Source organism: Erwinia plantamica (genome assembly GCF_043420595.1).
GTDB classification, from domain to species: domain Bacteria; phylum Pseudomonadota; class Gammaproteobacteria; order Enterobacterales; family Enterobacteriaceae; genus Erwinia; species Erwinia aeris.
This window is the reverse complement of the sequence record NZ_JBGCUC010000007.1, coordinates 212,695-231,167: the sequence shown is the minus strand read 5'-3', so window position 1 is coordinate 231,167 and position 18,473 is coordinate 212,695. Positions and strand designations below refer to the sequence as shown.

Below are 18,473 nucleotides of genomic sequence, written 5' to 3'. Positions count from 1 at the left end.
CTTAATTCGCCAGGTTTTGCTATCGACGAAACTTTCGCCTTTCCGTATGATGGCGCCAATTTTACACCTTGTGAGTATTCTCAGATGATAAGCCTGATTGCAGCCATGGCGACCGACCGCGTTATCGGGATGGAAAATGCCATGCCGTGGCATCTGCCAGCCGATTTGGCCTGGTTTAAAAAGCACACCCTGAACAAACCGGTCATTATGGGACGCCGCACTTTTGAGTCGATCGGCCGTCCGCTGCCGGACAGGCTGAATATTGTGATCAGCAGCCAGCAGGGCGATGCGGAAGGCGTGTGCTGGGTCACTTCCATTGAGGAAGCGCTGAAAGCGGCGGGCGACGTGGCAGAGATCATGGTGATTGGCGGCGGGCGCGTCTATGAACAGCTGCTGCCGCGCGCGGATCGCCTGTATCTGACGCATATTGATGCGGAAGTCGAAGGCGACACGATTTTCCCGGACTACGAGCCGGATGAGTGGCAGTCGACCTTTAGCGAATTTCACGACGCTGACGAGAAAAACACGCACAGCTACTGCTTTGAAATTCTGGACCGTCGACAGTAAGTAACTTTACACTCCTTTCGAACATTTTGTAACCTAAGTGTAACAAAATATCTCTAGCATTGCTTCATTTTACAAACCGTAAAGGAAGCAATGCGCTATGAATAATCAATCGCCGTTACCGAACGAAGCCGTCACGCCTAATCCTGGCCGTCGTAAATTCCTTGCAGGAACCGGGGCATTGAGTCTGGCAGGCTTTATTGGCGGCGGTCTCTCTGTTCCCTCTCTGGCGCTGGCGAAGCCCGTGTCGGGCGGCAGTCAATTGCTGGGTTTTGACGGTATTCCGGCTTCCACAGCGGATGAAATTGCCATTGCCGACGGTTATCTGGCTGATGTGCTGATTTCATGGGGCGATCCGCTGGTCGATGGCGCCCCGGCGTTTGACGCGGAAGGAAAAAACAGCGCAGCCGATCAGGAAAAACAGTTTGGCGATAACAATGATGGCATGAGCTTTTTTGCCATGGAGGGAAGCCGGGATCGCGGCTTAATTGCGGTTAACAATGAATATGTTAATGAGCAATATCTCTATGCTCACGGCGACAGCAAGGCGCACGATGCTGAAGATGTAAAAAAATCGCAGGCGGGGCACGGCGTATCGGTGATGGAAGTCCGTCGTGGCCAGGGAAACCGCTGGGAAGTTGTCCGTCCTTCACGCTATAACCGCCGCATCACTGCCAATACGCCAATGCGTTTTTCCGGCCCTGCCGCTGGCGATGCGGCGCTGCATACCGCAGCCGATCCGCAAGGAATGAACGTGCTCGGCACCTTTGGCAACTGCGCTAACGGCAAAACGCCCTGGGGTACTTATCTCACCTGTGAAGAAAATTTCGATACCTATTTCGGCACTAAAAAGGCGGATTTCAGCCTGACGGCGGCGCAAAAGCGCTACACGCTGAGCCCCGCCGATCCCGAGCGCAACTGGTCCGATTTCGATCCGCGTTTTGATGTGGCGAAAAACCCTAACGAATTTAATCGTCACGGCTGGATTGTCGAGATCGATCCCTTCGCCCCCGATTCCGTGCCGGTCAAGCGCACCGCGCTGGGCCGATTTAAGCATGAAAACGCGGCCGTTACGGTAGCGAAAAGCGGCGAGCTGGTGGTGTATATGGGGGACGATGAACGCGGCGAGTATATCTACAAATATGTTTCCAAAGGCAAGGTCGATCGCGCTAATCCGGCGGCAAATAGCAGGCTGTTGGATGAGGGAACGCTCTATGTTGCCATCTTTGACGGCGACAGAAACGGTACGCCGCTGAAGGGAACCGGGCACTGGGTGGCGCTGGTTCAGGGGCAGCACGGCCTGACCGCCGACAACGGTTTCCGCACCCAGGCAGATATTTTGATTAACACGCGCGGCGCGGCGGATGTGGTGAAAGCCACACGTATGGATCGCCCTGAGTGGATTGCCGTTAATCCCCATGATGGCCGCGCCTACTGCACCCTGACCAATAACAGCAAGCGAGGCGATGAGGGAATGCCGATCAACGCGGCTAATCCTCGGCCGGATAACATTTATGGGCAGATTATTCGCTGGGATGAGAAAGGGGACGCTACGGCCCAGGCGTTTGACTGGGATATTTTTGTGCTGTGCGGTAATCCAATTGCGCATCCGCAGGGCATATATCGCGGTACGCCGAACATCACCGAGCAGAACACCTTTAATAGCCCTGATGGTCTGGGCTTTGATGAAGGCGGACGCCTGTGGATCCTGACGGATGGTAAATACAGTAATAAAGGCGACTATGAAGGGCAGGGGAACAATCAGATGCTGGTGGGCGATCCGCAGAGCGGAGAAATTCGTCGCTTTATGGTGGGGCCCAAATCCTGTGAGCTGACCGGGATCACTTTTACACCGGACTACAAAACGATGTTTGTGAATGTGCAACATCCGGGAGAAGAGAAAGACTCGCACTTTCCTGACAATAGCCCGCGTCCCCGCTCTTCCGTGATAATGATTACGCGCAAGGATGGCGGCGTATTGGGTGCCTGAAAGCGGACGGATACGTTTATCGGCTGAGTAAAGCCACGCCTTTAAGGGCGTGGCGCTCACTCTTTATCGGATAGCAAAAAGCCTGTCGCGAAAGCAATTGACGCTTATGAGTCAGCAGACGGCGCCGCTATAGCGTTCTCATGTTCGTTTGACAACCGTTTTGACGGCTGAGTAAACCAGGTTTTATCTTCCCAGCGCAGCATCGTCAGCGTGCCGCCCCAGCAGCAGCCGGTATCCAGCGCCAGGATATTTTCCGGCGTGCCTTTTCCTTCCAGCGAAGCCCAGTGACCAAACGCAATGGTGTAGTCGCGCGACACGGGCCCCGGAATAGCAAACCACGGCTTTAACGGCGCGGGCGCCGAATCAGGCGTATCTTTGCAGATCATATCCAGCTGGCCGTTAGGAAAGCAGAAGCGCATCCGGGTTAGCGCATTGGTGCTGAAGCGCAGACGAGCCAGCCCGGTCAGCTCCGGCGTCCAGTTGTTGGGCATATCGCCATACATCGCATCCAGAAACAGCGGATAGGTATCGCTGGAGAGCACCGCCTCGACCTCGCGGGCGCAGCTTTGTGCCGTAGCCAAATCCCACTGCGGCGTGATGCCCGCGTGCGCCATCACCAGCTTCTTCTCTTCATCGACCTGGATCAGCGGCTGGCGGCGCAGCCAGTTAATCAGATCGTCGGCGTCTTCCGCTTCCAGCAGCGGCGTCAGCCTGTCCTTTGGCTTGTTGCGGCTGATACCTGCAAACACGGCCAGTAAATGCAGATCGTGATTGCCCAGCACCACTTTTACCGCATCGCCCAATGAACGAACGTAGCGCAGGACTTCCAGCGAAGCGGGGCCGCGCGCAACCAGATCGCCCGTCAGCCACAGGCTGTCCCGGGCAGGATCGAAAGCCACCTGGTCCAGCAGTGACCGAAGCTCATCGTAGCAGCCGTGAATATCGCCAATCAGGTAAGTGCTCATCAACAATCCGAACCTCAGCGCCGGACCAGCGCCCGGATCGCAATCAGAATTAGTGTATGTGGCTGGGGATGGCCAGCCGGAACACCGGGATCGCCACGCGGAAAGCTTCGCCTTCGCTGTCGATCATTCCATAGTGTCCCTGCATGGTGCCCATAGGGGTTTCCAGTACCGCGCCGCTGGTGTACTGGAATTCGCCAGCGGGTGCGATGTGCGGCTGTTCGCCGATAACGCCTTCGCCCTGAACTTCCGTTTCGCGGCCGTTGCCGTTGGTAATCAGCCAGTAGCGGCCCAGCAGTTGAACGGCGTGACGCCCCAAATTACGAATGGTAATGGTGTAGGCAAAAACGTAGCGGTTCTCTTCCGGCGCGGACTGCGACGCAATATAAGCGCTTTGTACATGCACACAAACTCGGGGCGTATCCATGTTTAACTCTCCTGCGGCGTCTGTTGAGGATGCGCAGACAGCCAGTTCGCCAGCTGGCAGTACTGGGCTACGGAGATGTTTTCCGCGCGCAGCGTCGGATCGATATTCATCTCCTGCAGCGCTTCCAGCGTAAACAGATGGCCAAGGCTGTTGCGCAACGTTTTACGGCGTTTGCCGAACGCTTCGGTGGTGATCCTGCTGAGGACTTTAAGATCCTGCACCGGATTCATAATCGTGGCGTGTGGAACCAGACGAACCACGGCGGAATCCACTTTCGGCGCAGGCGTAAAGGATTCCGGCGGCACTTCCAGCACCGGGATCACCTGGCAGTAATATTGCGCCATTACCGTCAGACGACCATAGGCTTTGCTGCCCGGCCCGGCAACCAGTCGGTTGACCACCTCTTTCTGCAACATAAAGTGCATGTCGCGGATCGCATCAGTATAGCTGAAAAGGTGGAACATCAACGGGGTAGAGATGTTATAGGGCAGGTTGCCGAAGACGCGCAGAGACTGGCCTTTCTCACGAGCGTAGGCCGCGAAATCAAAGGTCATGGCATCCTGCTGGAAAATCGTCAGCTTTGGCCCTAAAAACGGATGGGTCTGCAAACGAGCCGCCAGATCGCGGTCGAGTTCGATCACCGTCATCGCTTCCAGCCTGTCGCCAACCGGTTCGGTTAACGCGCCCAGACCGGGGCCGATTTCGACTACCGCCTCGCCGGGCTGAGGGTGGATGGCGGAAACGATGCTGTCAATAATATACTGATCGTTAAGGAAGTTCTGGCCAAAACGTTTGCGGGCGAAGTGGCCCTGATGGACGCGATTATTCATTACTGCTCTTAATCATGGTAATGGCGAGGTTAAGCGCCGTAATAAAGCTGCCCGCATCCGCGTTGCCCTGGCCGGCCAGCTCTAAAGCGGTGCCGTGGTCAACGGAGGTGCGGATAAAGGGCAGGCCGAGCGTGATATTCACCGCTCGCCCGAAGCCCTGGTATTTCAGTACCGGCAGGCCCTGGTCATGATACATCGCCAGAACCGCGTCGGCATGTTGAAGATATTTAGGCTGAAACAGCGTGTCCGCCGGCAGCGGGCCGGTCAGCTGGATGCCGCTGCGCCGCAGCTCGTCAAGCGCCGGAATGATAACGTCAATTTCTTCACGTCCCATATGGCCGCCTTCGCCCGCGTGCGGATTCAGGCCGCAGACAAAAATATGCGGCTGCGCCAGACCGAACTTGCTTTGCAGATCGGCATGCAGGATGTTGATCACTTCATGCAGGCTGTCGCGGGTAATGGCGGCGGAGACGTCTTTTAACGGCAGATGCGTGGTCGCCAGCGCGACCCGCAGCGCTTCCGTCGCCAGCATCATCACCACGCGGGCACAGCCTGCGCGCTCGGCGAAAAACTCGGTATGGCCGCTGAACGGGATACCGGCGTCGTTGATCACGCCCTTGTGTACCGGCCCGGTAACCAGCGCCGCAAATTCGCCGTTAAGGCAGCCGTCGCAGGCGCGAGCCAGCGTATCCAGCACGTAGTGGCCGTTGGCGACGCAAAGCTCGCCAGCTTTTACCGGCTGCGGCGCGCTAACGGGCAGCACGGTCAGGGTGCCGGCAGCCTGTGGCCGGGCAGCAACGCCCGGCTGATAGTCACGCAGCGTCAGAGGGAGGCCCAGCTTTGCCGCGCGCTCGCGCAGCAAAGCTGGATCGGCGACGACGACCAGTTCAACTGGCCAGTCGCGCTGGGCCAGTTGTAGTGTGACATCGGGACCAATCCCGGCGGGTTCGCCGGGAGTGATCGCCACGCGCATATTACTGAGCATTGGCATCCAGAATTTTCACATAGGCAGAGGCGCGCTGCTCCTGCATCCAGGTTTGCGCTTCTTCCGCAAATTTACGGTTAAACAGCAGGCGGTAAGCACGCTCTTTCTGCGCCGCGTCGGTTTTATCAACCTGGCGCGTATCCATCAGCTGGATCAGGTGCCAGCCGAAAGAGGAGTGCACCGGCGCGCTCATCTGGCCTTTTTTCAGTTTCAGCAGCGCGTCGCGGAAGGCGGGATCGTACACCTCTGGCGAGCTCCAGCCAAGATCGCCGCCCTGGTTGGCGGAGCCGGGATCCTGAGAAAGCTGTTTAGCGGCCTGCGCGAAGGTGGTTTTGCCGCTGTTGATTTCAGCCGCAACCTGCGTCAGCTTCTGGCGCGCCTGATCGTCCGTCATCACCGGCGACGGCTTGAGCAGAATATGACGAGCGTGCACTTCCGTCACGGAGATGCTCTGTTTGTCGCCGCGAACGTCGTTCACTTTCAGGATATGGAAGCCTACGCCGGAACGGATTGGGCCGATGATATCGCCTTTCTTCGCCGTAACCAGCGACTGCGCGAACAGCGAAGGCAGTTCCTGGATGCGGCCCCAGCCCATATTGCCGCCTTTCAGCGCCTGCGGATCGGCGGAGTAGGTGATCGCCAGCTTGCCGAAGTCCGCGCCGCCTTTAGCCTGGCTGACCAGCTGTTTCGCCAGATCTTCCTGCTCGTCCACCTGCTGCTGCGTCGGGTTTTCCGGCAGCGGCAGCAGAATGTGGCTGAGGTTCAGCTCGGTAGACGCGTTGTTCTGCGAGGAAACCTGCGTCGCCAGCGAATCCACTTCCTGCGGCAGAATAGTCACGCGACGACGTACTTCGTTGTTGCGGACTTCGGCAATGGTCATCTCTTTACGGATCTGCTCGCGATAGGTGGCGTAGTTCATACCGTCATAGGCCAGACGGCTACGCAGCTGATCCACGCTCATCTTGTTCTGAGCGGCGATATTGGCAATCGCCTGATCGAGCTGATCGTCCTGGATCTGGATCCCCGCCTGTTTCGCCATTTGCAGCAGAATATTGTCCATCACCAGGCGTTCGACAATCTGGTGACGCAGCGTTTTATCATCCGGCAGCTGCTGACCAGCCTGCTGTGCCTGACTTTTCACCGACCGCATCATGCCGTCGACATCGCTTTCTAACACAACGCCGTTATTGACCACGGCGGCTACTTTATCAACAACTTGCGGTGCTGCAAACGCGGTGCTGGCAGTGAGCGCAGCCCCCAGGATCAGCATTCTCCAGTTCTTCATACTTTTTCCATTTTTCTATCCGCACTGCGGGTTGGCATACTAATTATCACAACATCAGAAAGAGCGCTGATAAGGCAGGATGCCCTGTCGCAGCATTTGCCCGGTGCCCAGACCATAGGATGAGCTCAGGCCGCGCAGCTCAATGTTGAACGAGATTTTGTTGTCGTACGTGCTGCTGTCGTTTTCCCAATTGGTGATTTTACGTTCATAACCCAGACGAATAGCGTAGCAGCAAGAGCTGTACTGGACGCCCAGCAGCTGATCGGCAGGCTGTTTGGCCTTGGTATCGTAATACCAGGCACCGACCACCGACCAGGCATCGGCGATTGGCCAGCTGGCCGTGGCGCCTACCTGCGAAATCCCCTGCTGGTAGCCAGGGTTCTTAATCTGGCTCAGCGTCTGCTGAATATATTCGGGGCTGGTGTAGCGGTAGTTCAGCTGCACCAGACGATCGGCATCCCGACGATATTCCAGAACGGCGTTGCCCTGGGAAACGTTATCGATGCGGGTGTCGTACTGCACACCGCCGCGCGCGCCCCAGCGATCGCTAATCTTCCAGTAGGTGTCGCCAGCCCAGACCAGGCTGCCGCGATCGTCGCTGTCTGCGTTCTCCAGTCCGGTACGGGCCGGGGTAAACGAGTAGATTTGACCAATGGAAGCGTTAAAACGTTCAACCAAATCGTTATCAAATATTCGCGTAGTCACGCCGCTGGTCAGCTGATTAGCGGAAGCGATGCGATCCAGGCCGCTATAGGTGCGGTCGCGGAACAGGCCGGTATAGTCGCTTTGCAGCAGCGTTGAGTCGTAAGCGCGCACGGTGCTCTGATCGCGATAGGGAAGGTAGAGGTACTGCATACGCGGTTCCAGCGTCTGCGTGTAGCCTTCCGACCAGTCCATATCGCGGTCAAATACCATCTTGCCGTCGACCTTAAACTGCGGCATAACGCGGTTTACGCTGCTTTTCAGCTGGTTGACTTTGCTGGTATCAACGTTGTTGTTGTAATACTCGACGTCATCCTGCTGATAGTGCGTCGCCAGCAGTTTCGCTTCGGTATTAAGGCTGCCCCAGCCGTTGGAAAGCGGCAGGTTGATAGTCGGTTCCAGGTGCAAACGCGTTGCATCCGGGTAATTATCGTTAACGTTGGTAAACTTCACCGCCTGCGCATAGAGATGCGTATCGAACGGGCCGACGTTGTTCTGATAGTAGTTATAATCGAACTGCGGCTCGGCGCGGTAAACGTCGTTATTGGTCTGGGTGGAGAAGATCTGGAACTGCTTGGTCGACAGCGTCGCATCCCAGTTTTTCTCTGCGTAGCCTACGCTGAATTTCTGCGTAACGTAGCCGTCGGTCGAGTCGCCGTAGGTGGAATCCAGATCGGTAAAGTAGTAAAGATCGCTGACCTTGGTGTAATCAACGTTAAAGCGCCAGTTCTGATCGTAGACGCCGGAGTGCCGCCAGAAGAAGAGCCAGCGGTTAGAATCTTTGTCGTCGGTCATCCCGCGCGTGGCGGCATCTTTATTGTACTGGTCGTCGCTCGGCAGATAATCAAACTCAACCAAGCCCGCGCCCGCCTTGGTCAGGTAGCGGAATTCGTTCTGCCACTGCAGGCCGCGCTTGCTCATATAGTGCGGCGTGATGGTGGCATCAGCCTGCGGCGCAATGTTCCAGTAGTAAGGCAGAATAAATTCAAAGCCGTTGGAGCTGCCGAATTTCGCGTTGGGGATCAAAAAGCCCGAACGGCGGCGGTCGCCAATCGGTAGCTGTAGATAAGGGCTGTACAGCACCGGCACCGCGCCGATCTTAAAGCGGGCGTTCCAGATTTCCGCGACCTGCTCTTCACGATCCTGGATCACCTGCGTACCTGCAACGCTCCAGCTGTTGTCGCCGGGCAGACAGGAGGTGAAGGTACCGTTTTCAAGGATGGTATAGCGGTTTTCACCGCGCTGCTTCATCTGATCGCCGGTACCCCGTCCCTGGCGGCCCACCATTTGATAGGTGCCGTTCCAGACGTTGGTGTCTTTGGTATTCAGATTCGACCAGGCTTTCGGCCCTTTCAGGATGACCTGATTGTCGTCGTATTGCACATTACCCAGCGCGTCAACGGTGCGTACCGGCGTCGTCTGGCCCGGCTGCTGTCGCTGATGCAGCTGCACCTCGTCGGAAAGCAGACGGCTGTTGCCCTGGCGAATATCGACGTTGCCGTTGAACACCGCATCGTCAGGGTAGTTGCCTTTCGCTTGATCCGCGTTGATAGTAACCGGCAGTTCATTGGTATTTTTACCCTGAATCAGAGGCCGGTTATAGCTCGGTACACCCAGCATACACTGCGAGGCGAGGTCATCTGCCAGACCCTGCTGGCTGTAGAGCGCTGAGCCGATAAGCGTGGCCAGCAAAGTAGGTAGTCGTTTTTTCATACGCGGTATCGAAAATTCCGTGATAGCTGGCATCATGCCGACAAACGGTCAGAGACTAACGCACTCAACTGCGTTGCGCTAGTGTTATCCAGGCTGTTTGACCGCGTTGCCGTTAGGCTCAGAGATAAATGACGGGTATGATAATGCAATTTTTAGCCTTCAGCATGGCGAATTGAGGAGTATATGCGCTATTGGGGAAAAGTAATCGGGCTTGTGCTGGGTTTGTTAAGCGGCACCGGCTTTTGGGGACTGGCGATTGGCCTGCTCTTCGGGCATTTGGTTGATAAAGCGCGAGCGGTTCAGGGGCAGGGCTATTTTGCTAATCAGCAGACCCGTCAGGCGCTCTTTTTCAGCACCACCTTTCAGGTTATGGGCCATCTGACCAAGTCAAAAGGCCGCGTGACCGATGCGGACATCCAGATGGCGTCATTGTTGATGGATCGTATGCAGCTGCACGGCGAGGCGAGAACGGCCGCGCAGCAGGCTTTTCGCCAGGGGAAAGAGGGCAACTACCCGCTGCGCGACAAGCTGCGGGAGCTGCGCAGCGCCTGCTTCGGCCGCTTCGATCTGATTAGGATGTTTCTGGAAATCCAGATCCAGGCCGCGTTTGCCGACGGCTCGCTCCATCCTAACGAACGTCAGGTGCTGTATGTCATCGCGGAAGAGCTGGGGATTTCGCATGCGCAATTCGATCAGTTTTTACGGATGATGCAGGGCGGTCAGCAGTTCGGCGGCGGGGGCTATCAGCACGGTGCCGGTTCGCAAGGCTATGCGCAGGCGCAGCGCGGGCCAACGCTGGAAGATGCCTGTAGCGTGCTGGGCGTAAAAAGCAGCGACGATGCGGCGACCATCAAGCGCGCCTATCGCAAGCTGATGAGCGAACACCATCCCGATAAGCTGGTGGCCAAAGGGCTACCGCCGCAGATGATGGAGATGGCGAAGCAAAAAGCGCAGGAGATCCAGGCGGCTTACGATCTGATCAAGCGCGAAAAAGGGTTTAAATAATTTGTTAGCGGCCGACGAGCGTTTTCGTCGGCCTTTTTAATGCCAGCTTTATTATTAATATTCTTTTTAACATCACGCTGATTTTTTATTAACTCCTTGTCTTTTAATTCCCCTTTCTTGTTAATCTCGCCTGGCTGTAATCATGCCGCAGCCCGTCTGCGCGCTATATTGTTAATATAAATAATCAGAATGATATACAGACAGGTTCTGTCTGAGCGAACGGCAAATGTTTATGCTGGGTTTATCAGCGGGCCGCTATGATAGAGAAATAAAATCCTGACAATATTAAAATGGCTTAATGAGATATGAATAAAGATAAATATTTTCTTTTTCTCTGTGTTGCTATCGCGTCTGAAATAACGGCTACCACGATGCTGGCGCTGTCTAAAGGCATGTCCGTGCTGCTACCGGCATTTACGGCGCTGGCCGCTTATGGTTTCTCCTATTATTTCTTATCGCTGTCCCTTAAAAAAATTCCGCTGGGCCTGGCCTATGCCCTGTGGGCCGGGCTGGGGATTGTCGCCACTTCGCTGATCAACCGCTTCCTGTTCCAGGTTTCCCTGAGCGGCGGCGCGATTGTCGGCCTGTTAATGATCATAGCCGGGGTGCTGGTGATTAATCTGCTGGCCAAAAGCGATCGCGGTAACGATACCGTGGAGGAAAACTAATTATGCACAGTACGCTGATGGGATTGTTATGGCTTTTTATCGCCATCCTGCTGGAGGTGCTGGCAACCAGCCTGCTGCCTAAAACCGATAATTTTAAACGCTGGGGACTGACCCTGGGCGTCATGGCAATTTACGGCACCTGTTTTTACGCATTATCAAAAGCGATTGTTGTGCTTTCCGTTGGCCTTTCTTATGCCCTGTGGGCCGGGCTGGGCGTGGTTATTATCAGTCTGGTTGGCGTGATTTTTTATCGAAATAAGATCGATAAGTATTCCGTTCTGGGAATCGGTCTTATCGGCATTGGCTGTATTACCATGGGGATATTTTAATGCAGGATATAAACACACGGCTTTTACCTCGTGCTGAGCGTCTGCGCGAGCGTTATTTACAGGCTAAGCCATTTATTTCGGCCGCGCGAGCCAGAGCGGTCACGGAAATTTACCGTCGCTATCCGGGGATGCCGGCTATTTTATTACGCGCGATGGCCTTTCGTCATGCCTGCCGCACGGCGCCGCTGGTGATTGCAGAAGATGAACTGATTGTCAGTCATCCGGCAGGCGCGGCGCGCGGTGGCGAAGTGTCGCCGGAAATCGCCTGGCGCTGGGTGGCGGACGAGCTGGATACCATGTCCACGCGCGCGCAGGATCCCTATGAAATCAGCGAAGAGGTAAAGCGCGAGCTGCGTGAAGAGATTTTCCCTTTCTGGCAGGGGCGGTCGCTGGATGAGGTGGCGGAAACCCGGCTGCGCCACGCGGGGCTGTGGGAATGGAGCACCGTTGAAGGAATTTGTGATTTAAGTATTAAAACGCAAAACGGCGGCGGCGACACCTGTCCGGGCTACGACATCATCCTGCTGAAAAAAGGCATGGGCGGCGTGCAGCGGGAAGCGCAGGCGGCGCTGGATAAGCTTTCGCCAACCTGCCCCGAGGATCAGGACAAGCGCTATTTCTATGAGGCGGTCGTGGAAACCTGTCAGGGCGTGGTGGATTACGCCAACCGCTACGCCGACTACGCCCAGGCGCTGGCTGAGCAGACGCCGGACGCGCAGCGCAAAACGGAGCTGGAAAAGCTGGCCGCTATTTGCCGTCGCGTGCCGGAACAGCCGCCCGCCACCTTTTACGAAGCGCTACAGGCCATCTGGTTTGCGCAGTCGCTGTTTATTCTGGAAGAAAACCAGACCGGCATTTCGCTTGGCCGTGTCGATCAGTACCTGTGGCCGCTGCTGCAGGCCGATCTTGCCAGCGGCGAGCTGACGGAGGAACAGGCGGAAGAGCTGCTTTGCTGCTGGATGATCAAAATGTCCGAGTGCATGTGGATTTGCAGCGCCAGTTCCGCCATGTATTTCGCGGGCTACCAGCCCTTTGTCAATCTGGTGGTCGGCGGCCAGAAGCGCGAGGGCGGCGATGCCACCAATCCGCTTTCCATGCTGATTATGGACTGCTCGCGCAAGCTGAAAATTTATCAGCCAAGCCTGGCAGTGCGGATCCACAACCAGTCGCCGCAGCCTTTTATGCGCAAAATCGTCGAGGTGATCCGCGCCGGGATCGGTTTCCCTGCCTGTCACTTTGACGACGCGCATATCAAAATGATGCTGCGTAAAGGCTTCGATTACGACGATGCGCGCGACTACTGCCTGATGGGCTGCGTAGAGCCGCAACGTTCTGGCCGCATCTATCAGTGGACCTCGGTAGGCTATACCACCTTTACCTGCGCCATTGAGCTGGCGCTAAATAACGGCAGAAGCGCCAGCGGCAGCCAGATGGGGCCGCAGACCGGCGAGGCCGCCACGCTGAAAAGCTGGGAAGCCTTTGAGGAGGCAGTCAGGCAGCAGCTGTGCCACATTGTGAAGCAGGCCGCAGAAGCCACGCTGATGATGCAAAAGCTGCATAAAGAGCTGGCGCCCAAGCCGTTTATCTCCTGCCTGGTCGAAGGCTGTCTGGAGCAGGGAAAGGATGTGATGCACGGCGGCGCGGCAATTAACAACGGGCCAGGACTGATCTGGACGGGAATGGCGGACTACGCCAACGCCATGATGGTGATGCGCGAGCTGGTTTATCAGCAGCAGCAGGTGACGCCAGCGCAGATGGCGCAGGCGCTGCGTGATAATTTCTCCGGGCACGAAACGCTGCGCAACGCCTGCCTGAACGTCGCCAAATTTGGCAACGATATTGAAGAGGTCGATCTGATCGCGCGCGATCTGATCCGCTTTATCGAAAGCGAGCACCGCCGGTACTCGATGCTGTACGGGCCGTTCACCCACGGGACGCTTTCTATCTCTAACAATACGCCGTTCGGCCTGACCACCGGCGCGCTGCCCAGCGGACGACTGGCCGGTATGCCGCTCGCTGACGGCATCAGCCCTTCCCAGCAGACGGACTATGCAGGCCCGACGGCGATTATTAATTCCGTTGGCCGGATCAATGTCGAAGAGATGGAGATCGGCATGGTGCATAACTTTAAGCTGCTGCACGGCATTCTGGATACGGAAGAGGGCGAGCAGGGCATTATCACCCTGCTGCGCAGCGCCAGCCTGCTGGGCAATGCACAGATGCAGTTCAGCTATGTGGATAACGAAACGCTGAAAAAAGCGCAGGAAAACCCCGGGCAGTATCGCAACCTGATGATCCGGGTTGCGGGCTACAGCGCCTTTTTCGTTGAACTCAGCCGCGAGGTTCAGGATGAAATCATCAGCCGTACCCAGCTCCAGTCTTTCTGAGGCCGCCAGCGGGAGCGTATTCAATATTCAGCGCTTTTCTCTGCATGACGGCCCCGGCGTGCGCACCGTGGTGTTTCTGAAAGGGTGCCAGATGCGCTGCGCCTGGTGCGCCAACCCGGAAAGCCTGGCGCCGCAGCCGGAAGTCCTGTTCGATCGGCAACGCTGTGCAAAAGCGCCTTGCGAGCAGCACTGTCCGGGCCGATCGGCCGTTAAAATGGCGGCGGTCGGCTATGAAAGCTGGCCGGATGACCAGAAATGCCCGGCGGCGGCGCTGCGCAAGGTGGGCAAAACGCTTAGCGTCGACGAAGTGATGCGCACGGTGGCGGCGGATGCGCTTTATTACCGTACTTCAGGCGGCGGGATGACGCTCAGCGGCGGTGAGGCCGCCATGCAGCCTGATTTTTCCCGTGCCTTACTGCGCCGCGCCAGGCAGGAGGGGATCCACACCGCCGTTGAAACCTCCGGCTTTGCCGCCTGGCCCGCGCTCTGGCAGGTCTGCGAAGCCAGCCAGCTGATCCTGTACGATGTTAAGCTGGCCGACGACGTCCTGCACCAGCGCTACACCGGCGTCAGCAACCGCAGCATCTGGCAGAACCTGACGCGCCTGCTGACGCAGACGATCCCGCTGCGCATCCGCATTCCGGTCATACCTGAGGTGAACGACAGCAGAAAAGAGGCGGAGAAGATGATGCGCGCCATCGCCAGCCTGACGCAGGGCAGCCGCTGCTTTCAGGGCATCGATCTGCTGCCTTATCACAATTTCGGCCTGCGCAAATACGTGCTGACGGACAGGCGGTGTCTTTATGAGGAAATGCACCCCGATCGCGGCAAGCCGCGGGTGGCGGAGCTGGAGAAAATGGCCGTGCGGTATGGGTTAAACACGACAACGCTGTCCCACTGCATCGGCTGAATAAGGCCTCTGGCGACAGAGGCCTTTGTTCAGAAGTCCGCCGGCTGACGGAAAGTCATCGGCGTCTGGTATTTGGGATGGGTGATGGTGAGCATCTCGGCGTGCAGCAGCAGGCGCGGCGCCATCGCTCTGGCCTCTTCATGCGCGTAAAAGTTATCGCCCAGAATCGGATGCCCCAGCGCCAGCATATGCACGCGAAGCTGATGAGAACGGCCGGTAATCGGCTTTAACCGCACGCGTGCGCTGTTATCCGCCGCATACTCCAGCACCTGATATTCGGTCTGCGCCGGTTTACCGGTTTCAAAGCAGACTTTCTGCTTTGGTCGCAGCGGCCAGTCGCAGATCAGCGGCAAATCGATAAGCCCTTCTTCCTGCGCGGGATGACCCCAGACGCGTGCCAGATAGGTTTTTTTCGGCTCGCGCTCGCGGAACTGGCGTTTCAGTTCCCGCTCGGCCGCTTTGGTCAGTGCGACCAGGATAATACCGCTGGTTGCCATATCCAGGCGGTGTACGGATTCCGCCAGCGGAAAATCGCGCTGAAGACGCGTCATCACGCTGTCTTTATGCTCGGGCAGCCGACCGGGCACCGACAGCAGGCCGCTCGGTTTGTTGACCACGATAATATGCTCGTCCTGATAAAGAACGGCTAAGGGATCTTGCGGAGGATTATAGGGTTCCATCTTTTTGCCTGTGTGGGGCGACCGCAGCCGCCCCGTGCTAATTACTGATGCGTGACAACGATCAGGCGCAGCGCGTCAAGACGCCAGCCCGCGCTATCAAGCGCCGCCAGCACCTGCTCGCGATTGCTTTCCAGCGCGTCGATCTCATCCTGACGGATGTTAGGATTGACCGCGCTCAGCGCCTGCAAACGCGACAGCTCCGCGCTCAGGTTCTCGTTTGCTTCCGTGCGGGCAATCTCGATCAGCTTGCGCGCTTCTTCGGCAGCCTGGCCTTCCGCCAGCTTCAGGATCTCGTGCACATCCTGCTGTACGGCGTTAACCAGCTTGCTGCCGGTATGGCGATTGACCGCGTTCAGCTGACGGTTGAAGCTCTCGAACTCGACCTTACCCGCCAGGTTAGTCCCCTTGCGATCAACCAGCATCCGCACCGGCGTCGGCGGCAGGAAGCGCGTCAGCTGAAGCTGTTTCGGCGCCTGCGCTTCCACCACGTAGATCAGCTCCACCAGCAGCGTGCCGACCGGCAGCGCCTTGTTTTTCAACAGCGAGAGCGCGCAGCTGCCGGTATCGCCGGACAGGATCAGATCCAGGCCGTTGCGAATGATCGGATGCTCCCAGGTGACGTACTGTGCGTCTTCGCGCGACAGTGCCTGATTGCGATCGAAAGTAATGGTGCAGCCATCTTCCGGCAGACCAGGGAAGTCCGGCACCAACATGTGATCGCCCGGCGTCAGCACGATCAGGTTGTCGCTGCGATCTTCCTGATTAATACCGACGATATCAAACAGGTTGAGCGCAAAGTTAACCAGCTCGATATGGTTATCCTGCTCGCTGATGGTTTCCGCCAGCGCCTGCGCTTTTTCACCGCCGTTGGAGTTCAGCTCCAGCAGGCGGTCGCGGCCCTGTTCCAGCTTGCTTTTCAGCGCGTTATGCTGCTCGCGGCAGTCGCTGATAAAGTCGTCCAGCCCCTCGCTGTTTTCCGGCGAGGCCAGATAGTTCACCAGCTGGTCGCTGACCGTATCGTAAATAGCGCGGCCGGTCGGGCAGGTATGCTCAAAGGCGTCCAGCCCCTCGTGATACCAGCGCACCAGCACCGACTGGGCGGTTTTTTCCAGATAAGGCACGTGGATCTGGATATCGTGCGCCTGACCGATACGGTCAAGACGGCCAATACGCTGCTCCAGCAGATCCGGGTTGGCAGGCAGATCGAACATCACCATCTGGCTGGCGAACTGGAAGTTACGGCCTTCGGAACCGATTTCCGAGCAGAGCAGCACCTGCGCGCCATCCTCTTCGGAGGCGAACCAGGCCGCCGCGCGGTCGCGTTCAATAATCGACAGCCCTTCATGGAACACGGCGGCGCGGATGCCTTCACGCTCGCGCAGCACCTGCTCCAGCTGGAGCGCGGTGGTGGCTTTGGCGCAGATAACCAGCACCTTGCTGTCGCGATGGCTGGTCAAAAAGCCCATCAGCCATTCGACGCGCGGATCGAAGTTCCACCAGGTGCCGCTGTCGCCTTCAAATTCCTGATAAATCTGCTCCGGATAGAGCATGTCGCGCGCGCGCTCATCGGCCGCCTTACGCGCGCCCATGATGCCGGACACCTTGATCGCCGTCTGATACTGCGTCGGCAGCGGCAGGCGGATCTGATGCAGTTCGCGTTTCGGAAAGCCTTTGACGCCGTTACGGGTGTTGCGGAACAGCACGCGGCTGGTGCCGTGGCGATCCATCAACATGCTGATCAGCTCCTGACGCGCTTCCAGCTTGCCTTCGCGATCGCTGTTGGCAACCTGGAGCAGCGGCTCGATATCCTGCTCGCCCATCAGGTCGTTCAGCATATTCAGGGCGTCGTTATCAATCGCCTTATCGGCCAGCAGGCCGGAAACCGCATCGGCAATCGGCTGAAAATGCTGCTGCTCTTCAACAAAAGTGGCAAAGTCGTGGAAGCGATCCGGGTCCAGCAGGCGCAGACGGGCAAAGTGGCTCTCCATGCCCAGCTGTTCCGGCGTCGCGGTCAGCAGCAGCACACCGGGGATCTGCTCGGCCAGCTGCTCAATTACCTGATATTCGCGGCTTGGCTGACCCTCTTCCCAGGCCAGGTGATGCGCCTCGTCGACGATCAGCAGATCCCACTCTGCTTCCGCCAGCATCTCCAGACGCTGCTTGTTGCGGCGCACAAAGTCGAGCGAGCAGATTACCAGCTGTTCGGTATCGAAAGCGTTGTCGCTGTCCAGGCGCGCCTGCGCGTAGCGATCGTCGTCAAACAGGGCAAAGCGCAGGTTAAAGCGGCGGAGCATTTCCACCAGCCACTGGTGCTGTAGCGTTTCCGGCACGACGATCAGCACGCGCTCGGCGCGACCGGCCAGCAGCTGCTGATGAATAATCATGCCCGCTTCGATGGTTTTGCCAAGGCCCACTTCATCAGCCAGCAGCACGCGCGGCGCGTGGCGACGGCCTACGTCGTGCGCGATATGCAGCTGGTGCGGGATCAGGCTGGTGCGCATGCCGCGCAGGCCGCTGACCGGCAGGCGATACTGTTCGCTCTGGTATTTACGCGCGCGAAAACGCAGCGCGAAGCGATCCATGCGATCCAGCTGGCCGGCAAACAGGCGGTCCTGCGGCTTGCTGAACACCAGCTTGCTGTCGAGCATGACTTCACGCAGCATCACGCCGGACTCTTCGGTATCAAGCCGGGTGCCGATATAGCTGACCAGACCGTTTTCGGTCACGACTTCCGCCACCTCCAGCTGCCAGCCTTCGTGACTGGTAACGGTGTCGCCCGGGTTGAAGATCACACGAGTAATAGGCGAATCATTTTTAGCGTAAAGACGGTTCTCGCCGGTGGCGGGGAAAAGCAGTGTGACCATGCGCGCATCTACCGCAACAATAGTTCCTAATCCCAGTTCGCTTTCCGTATCGCTGATCCAGCGTTGACCAAGTGTAAAAGGCATAGATATTCGGCTCGATTCTCGTAGAGGTTATTTCAGGCAATAGCACGGCTGCCCGGCAATAAAGCCCGGCAGATTCATTTCGTTTTGC

At 57.4% G+C, this 18,473-nt stretch carries 14 protein-coding genes and 1 pseudogene; 7 read left to right on the top strand and 8 right to left on the bottom strand.

Annotation, left to right across the window (positions count from 1 at the left end; translation table 11 throughout):
* The first annotated feature begins 84 nt into the window (after nucleotides 1–84).
* A complete protein-coding gene (gene folA, locus AB3U87_RS09845; RefSeq protein WP_394148904.1) occupies nucleotides 85–567 on the top strand; it encodes a type 3 dihydrofolate reductase in 483 nt (160 codons plus the stop codon).
* A gap of 97 nt (nucleotides 568–664) precedes the next feature.
* Nucleotides 665–2,554, top strand: a complete 1,890-nt coding sequence (locus AB3U87_RS09840) for a PhoX family protein (RefSeq protein ID WP_394148903.1) — start codon at nucleotides 665–667, stop codon at nucleotides 2,552–2,554.
* 104 nt (nucleotides 2,555–2,658) lie between these two features.
* Here AB3U87_RS09840 and apaH read toward each other — a convergent pair whose 3' ends face one another.
* From apaH to lptD, 6 genes are read right to left on the bottom strand one after another with little or no spacing between them, the layout of a single operon-like run.
* Nucleotides 2,659–3,519 (bottom strand): bis(5'-nucleosyl)-tetraphosphatase (symmetrical) ApaH, encoded by an 861-nt coding sequence (apaH, locus tag AB3U87_RS09835; RefSeq protein ID WP_253455318.1) that lies wholly within the window; start codon nucleotides 3,517–3,519, stop codon nucleotides 2,659–2,661.
* Between the two features lie 49 nt (nucleotides 3,520–3,568).
* A complete protein-coding gene (apaG, locus tag AB3U87_RS09830) occupies nucleotides 3,569–3,943 on the bottom strand; it encodes a Co2+/Mg2+ efflux protein ApaG (RefSeq protein WP_394148902.1) in 375 nt (124 codons plus the stop codon).
* Nucleotides 3,944–3,945: 2 nt separating this feature from the next.
* The gene (gene rsmA, locus AB3U87_RS09825) at nucleotides 3,946–4,773 is read right to left on the bottom strand and encodes a 16S rRNA (adenine(1518)-N(6)/adenine(1519)-N(6))-dimethyltransferase RsmA (protein WP_253455317.1); all 828 of its coding nucleotides are present in this window, start codon (nucleotides 4,771–4,773) and stop codon (nucleotides 3,946–3,948) included.
* Nucleotides 4,766–5,758 carry a 4-hydroxythreonine-4-phosphate dehydrogenase PdxA gene (pdxA, locus tag AB3U87_RS09820; RefSeq protein ID WP_253455316.1) on the bottom strand — a complete coding sequence of 331 codons (993 nt, stop codon included), beginning with the start codon at nucleotides 5,756–5,758 and terminating at the stop codon, nucleotides 4,766–4,768. The genes rsmA and pdxA overlap by 8 nt, the downstream gene beginning before the upstream one ends.
* Nucleotides 5,748–7,043: a peptidylprolyl isomerase SurA gene (gene surA / locus AB3U87_RS09815; RefSeq protein ID WP_253455315.1), complete on the bottom strand. Its 1,296-nt coding sequence runs from the start codon at nucleotides 7,041–7,043 to the stop codon at nucleotides 5,748–5,750. The genes pdxA and surA overlap by 11 nt, the downstream gene beginning before the upstream one ends.
* A 54-nt stretch (nucleotides 7,044–7,097) precedes the next feature.
* Nucleotides 7,098–9,494: an LPS assembly protein LptD gene (gene lptD, locus AB3U87_RS09810; RefSeq protein ID WP_253455314.1), complete on the bottom strand. Its 2,397-nt coding sequence runs from the start codon at nucleotides 9,492–9,494 to the stop codon at nucleotides 7,098–7,100.
* Between the two features lie 147 nt (nucleotides 9,495–9,641).
* Between lptD and djlA the strand changes: the two genes are divergently transcribed.
* The 5 genes and pseudogenes from djlA (at nucleotide 9,642) to AB3U87_RS09785 (ending at nucleotide 14,757) form a co-directional block, all read left to right on the top strand.
* Nucleotides 9,642–10,463, top strand: coding sequence for a co-chaperone DjlA (djlA, locus tag AB3U87_RS09805; RefSeq protein ID WP_253455313.1), 822 nt, complete (start codon nucleotides 9,642–9,644; stop codon nucleotides 10,461–10,463).
* Between the two features lie 305 nt (nucleotides 10,464–10,768).
* Complete coding sequence (locus AB3U87_RS09800) at nucleotides 10,769–11,131, top strand: DMT family transporter (RefSeq protein WP_253455312.1); 363 nt, start codon at nucleotides 10,769–10,771, stop codon at nucleotides 11,129–11,131.
* A 2-nt stretch (nucleotides 11,132–11,133) separates the two neighbouring features.
* Nucleotides 11,134–11,460 (top strand): DMT family transporter, encoded by a 327-nt coding sequence (locus tag AB3U87_RS09795; RefSeq protein ID WP_253455311.1) that lies wholly within the window; start codon nucleotides 11,134–11,136, stop codon nucleotides 11,458–11,460.
* Nucleotides 11,461–11,480: 20 nt separating this feature from the next.
* Nucleotides 11,481–13,847, top strand: a pseudogene (cutC, locus tag AB3U87_RS09790) (choline trimethylamine-lyase); the annotation flags it as partial.
* Nucleotides 13,810–14,757: a glycyl-radical enzyme activating protein gene (locus AB3U87_RS09785; protein WP_394148900.1), complete on the top strand. Its 948-nt coding sequence runs from the start codon at nucleotides 13,810–13,812 to the stop codon at nucleotides 14,755–14,757. The pseudogene cutC and the gene AB3U87_RS09785, both read left to right, overlap by 38 nt.
* 29 nt (nucleotides 14,758–14,786) lie before the next feature.
* Here the strand turns inward: AB3U87_RS09785 and rluA are convergent, their stop codons facing one another.
* Entirely contained in the window at nucleotides 14,787–15,437 is a 651-nt protein-coding gene (gene rluA, locus AB3U87_RS09780; RefSeq protein WP_125288964.1) for a bifunctional tRNA pseudouridine(32) synthase/23S rRNA pseudouridine(746) synthase RluA, read from the bottom strand.
* A 41-nt stretch (nucleotides 15,438–15,478) separates the two neighbouring features.
* Nucleotides 15,479–18,385, bottom strand: a complete 2,907-nt coding sequence (gene rapA, locus AB3U87_RS09775) for an RNA polymerase-associated protein RapA (protein ID WP_253455308.1) — start codon at nucleotides 18,383–18,385, stop codon at nucleotides 15,479–15,481.
* Nucleotides 18,386–18,473: the final 88 nt, after the last annotated feature.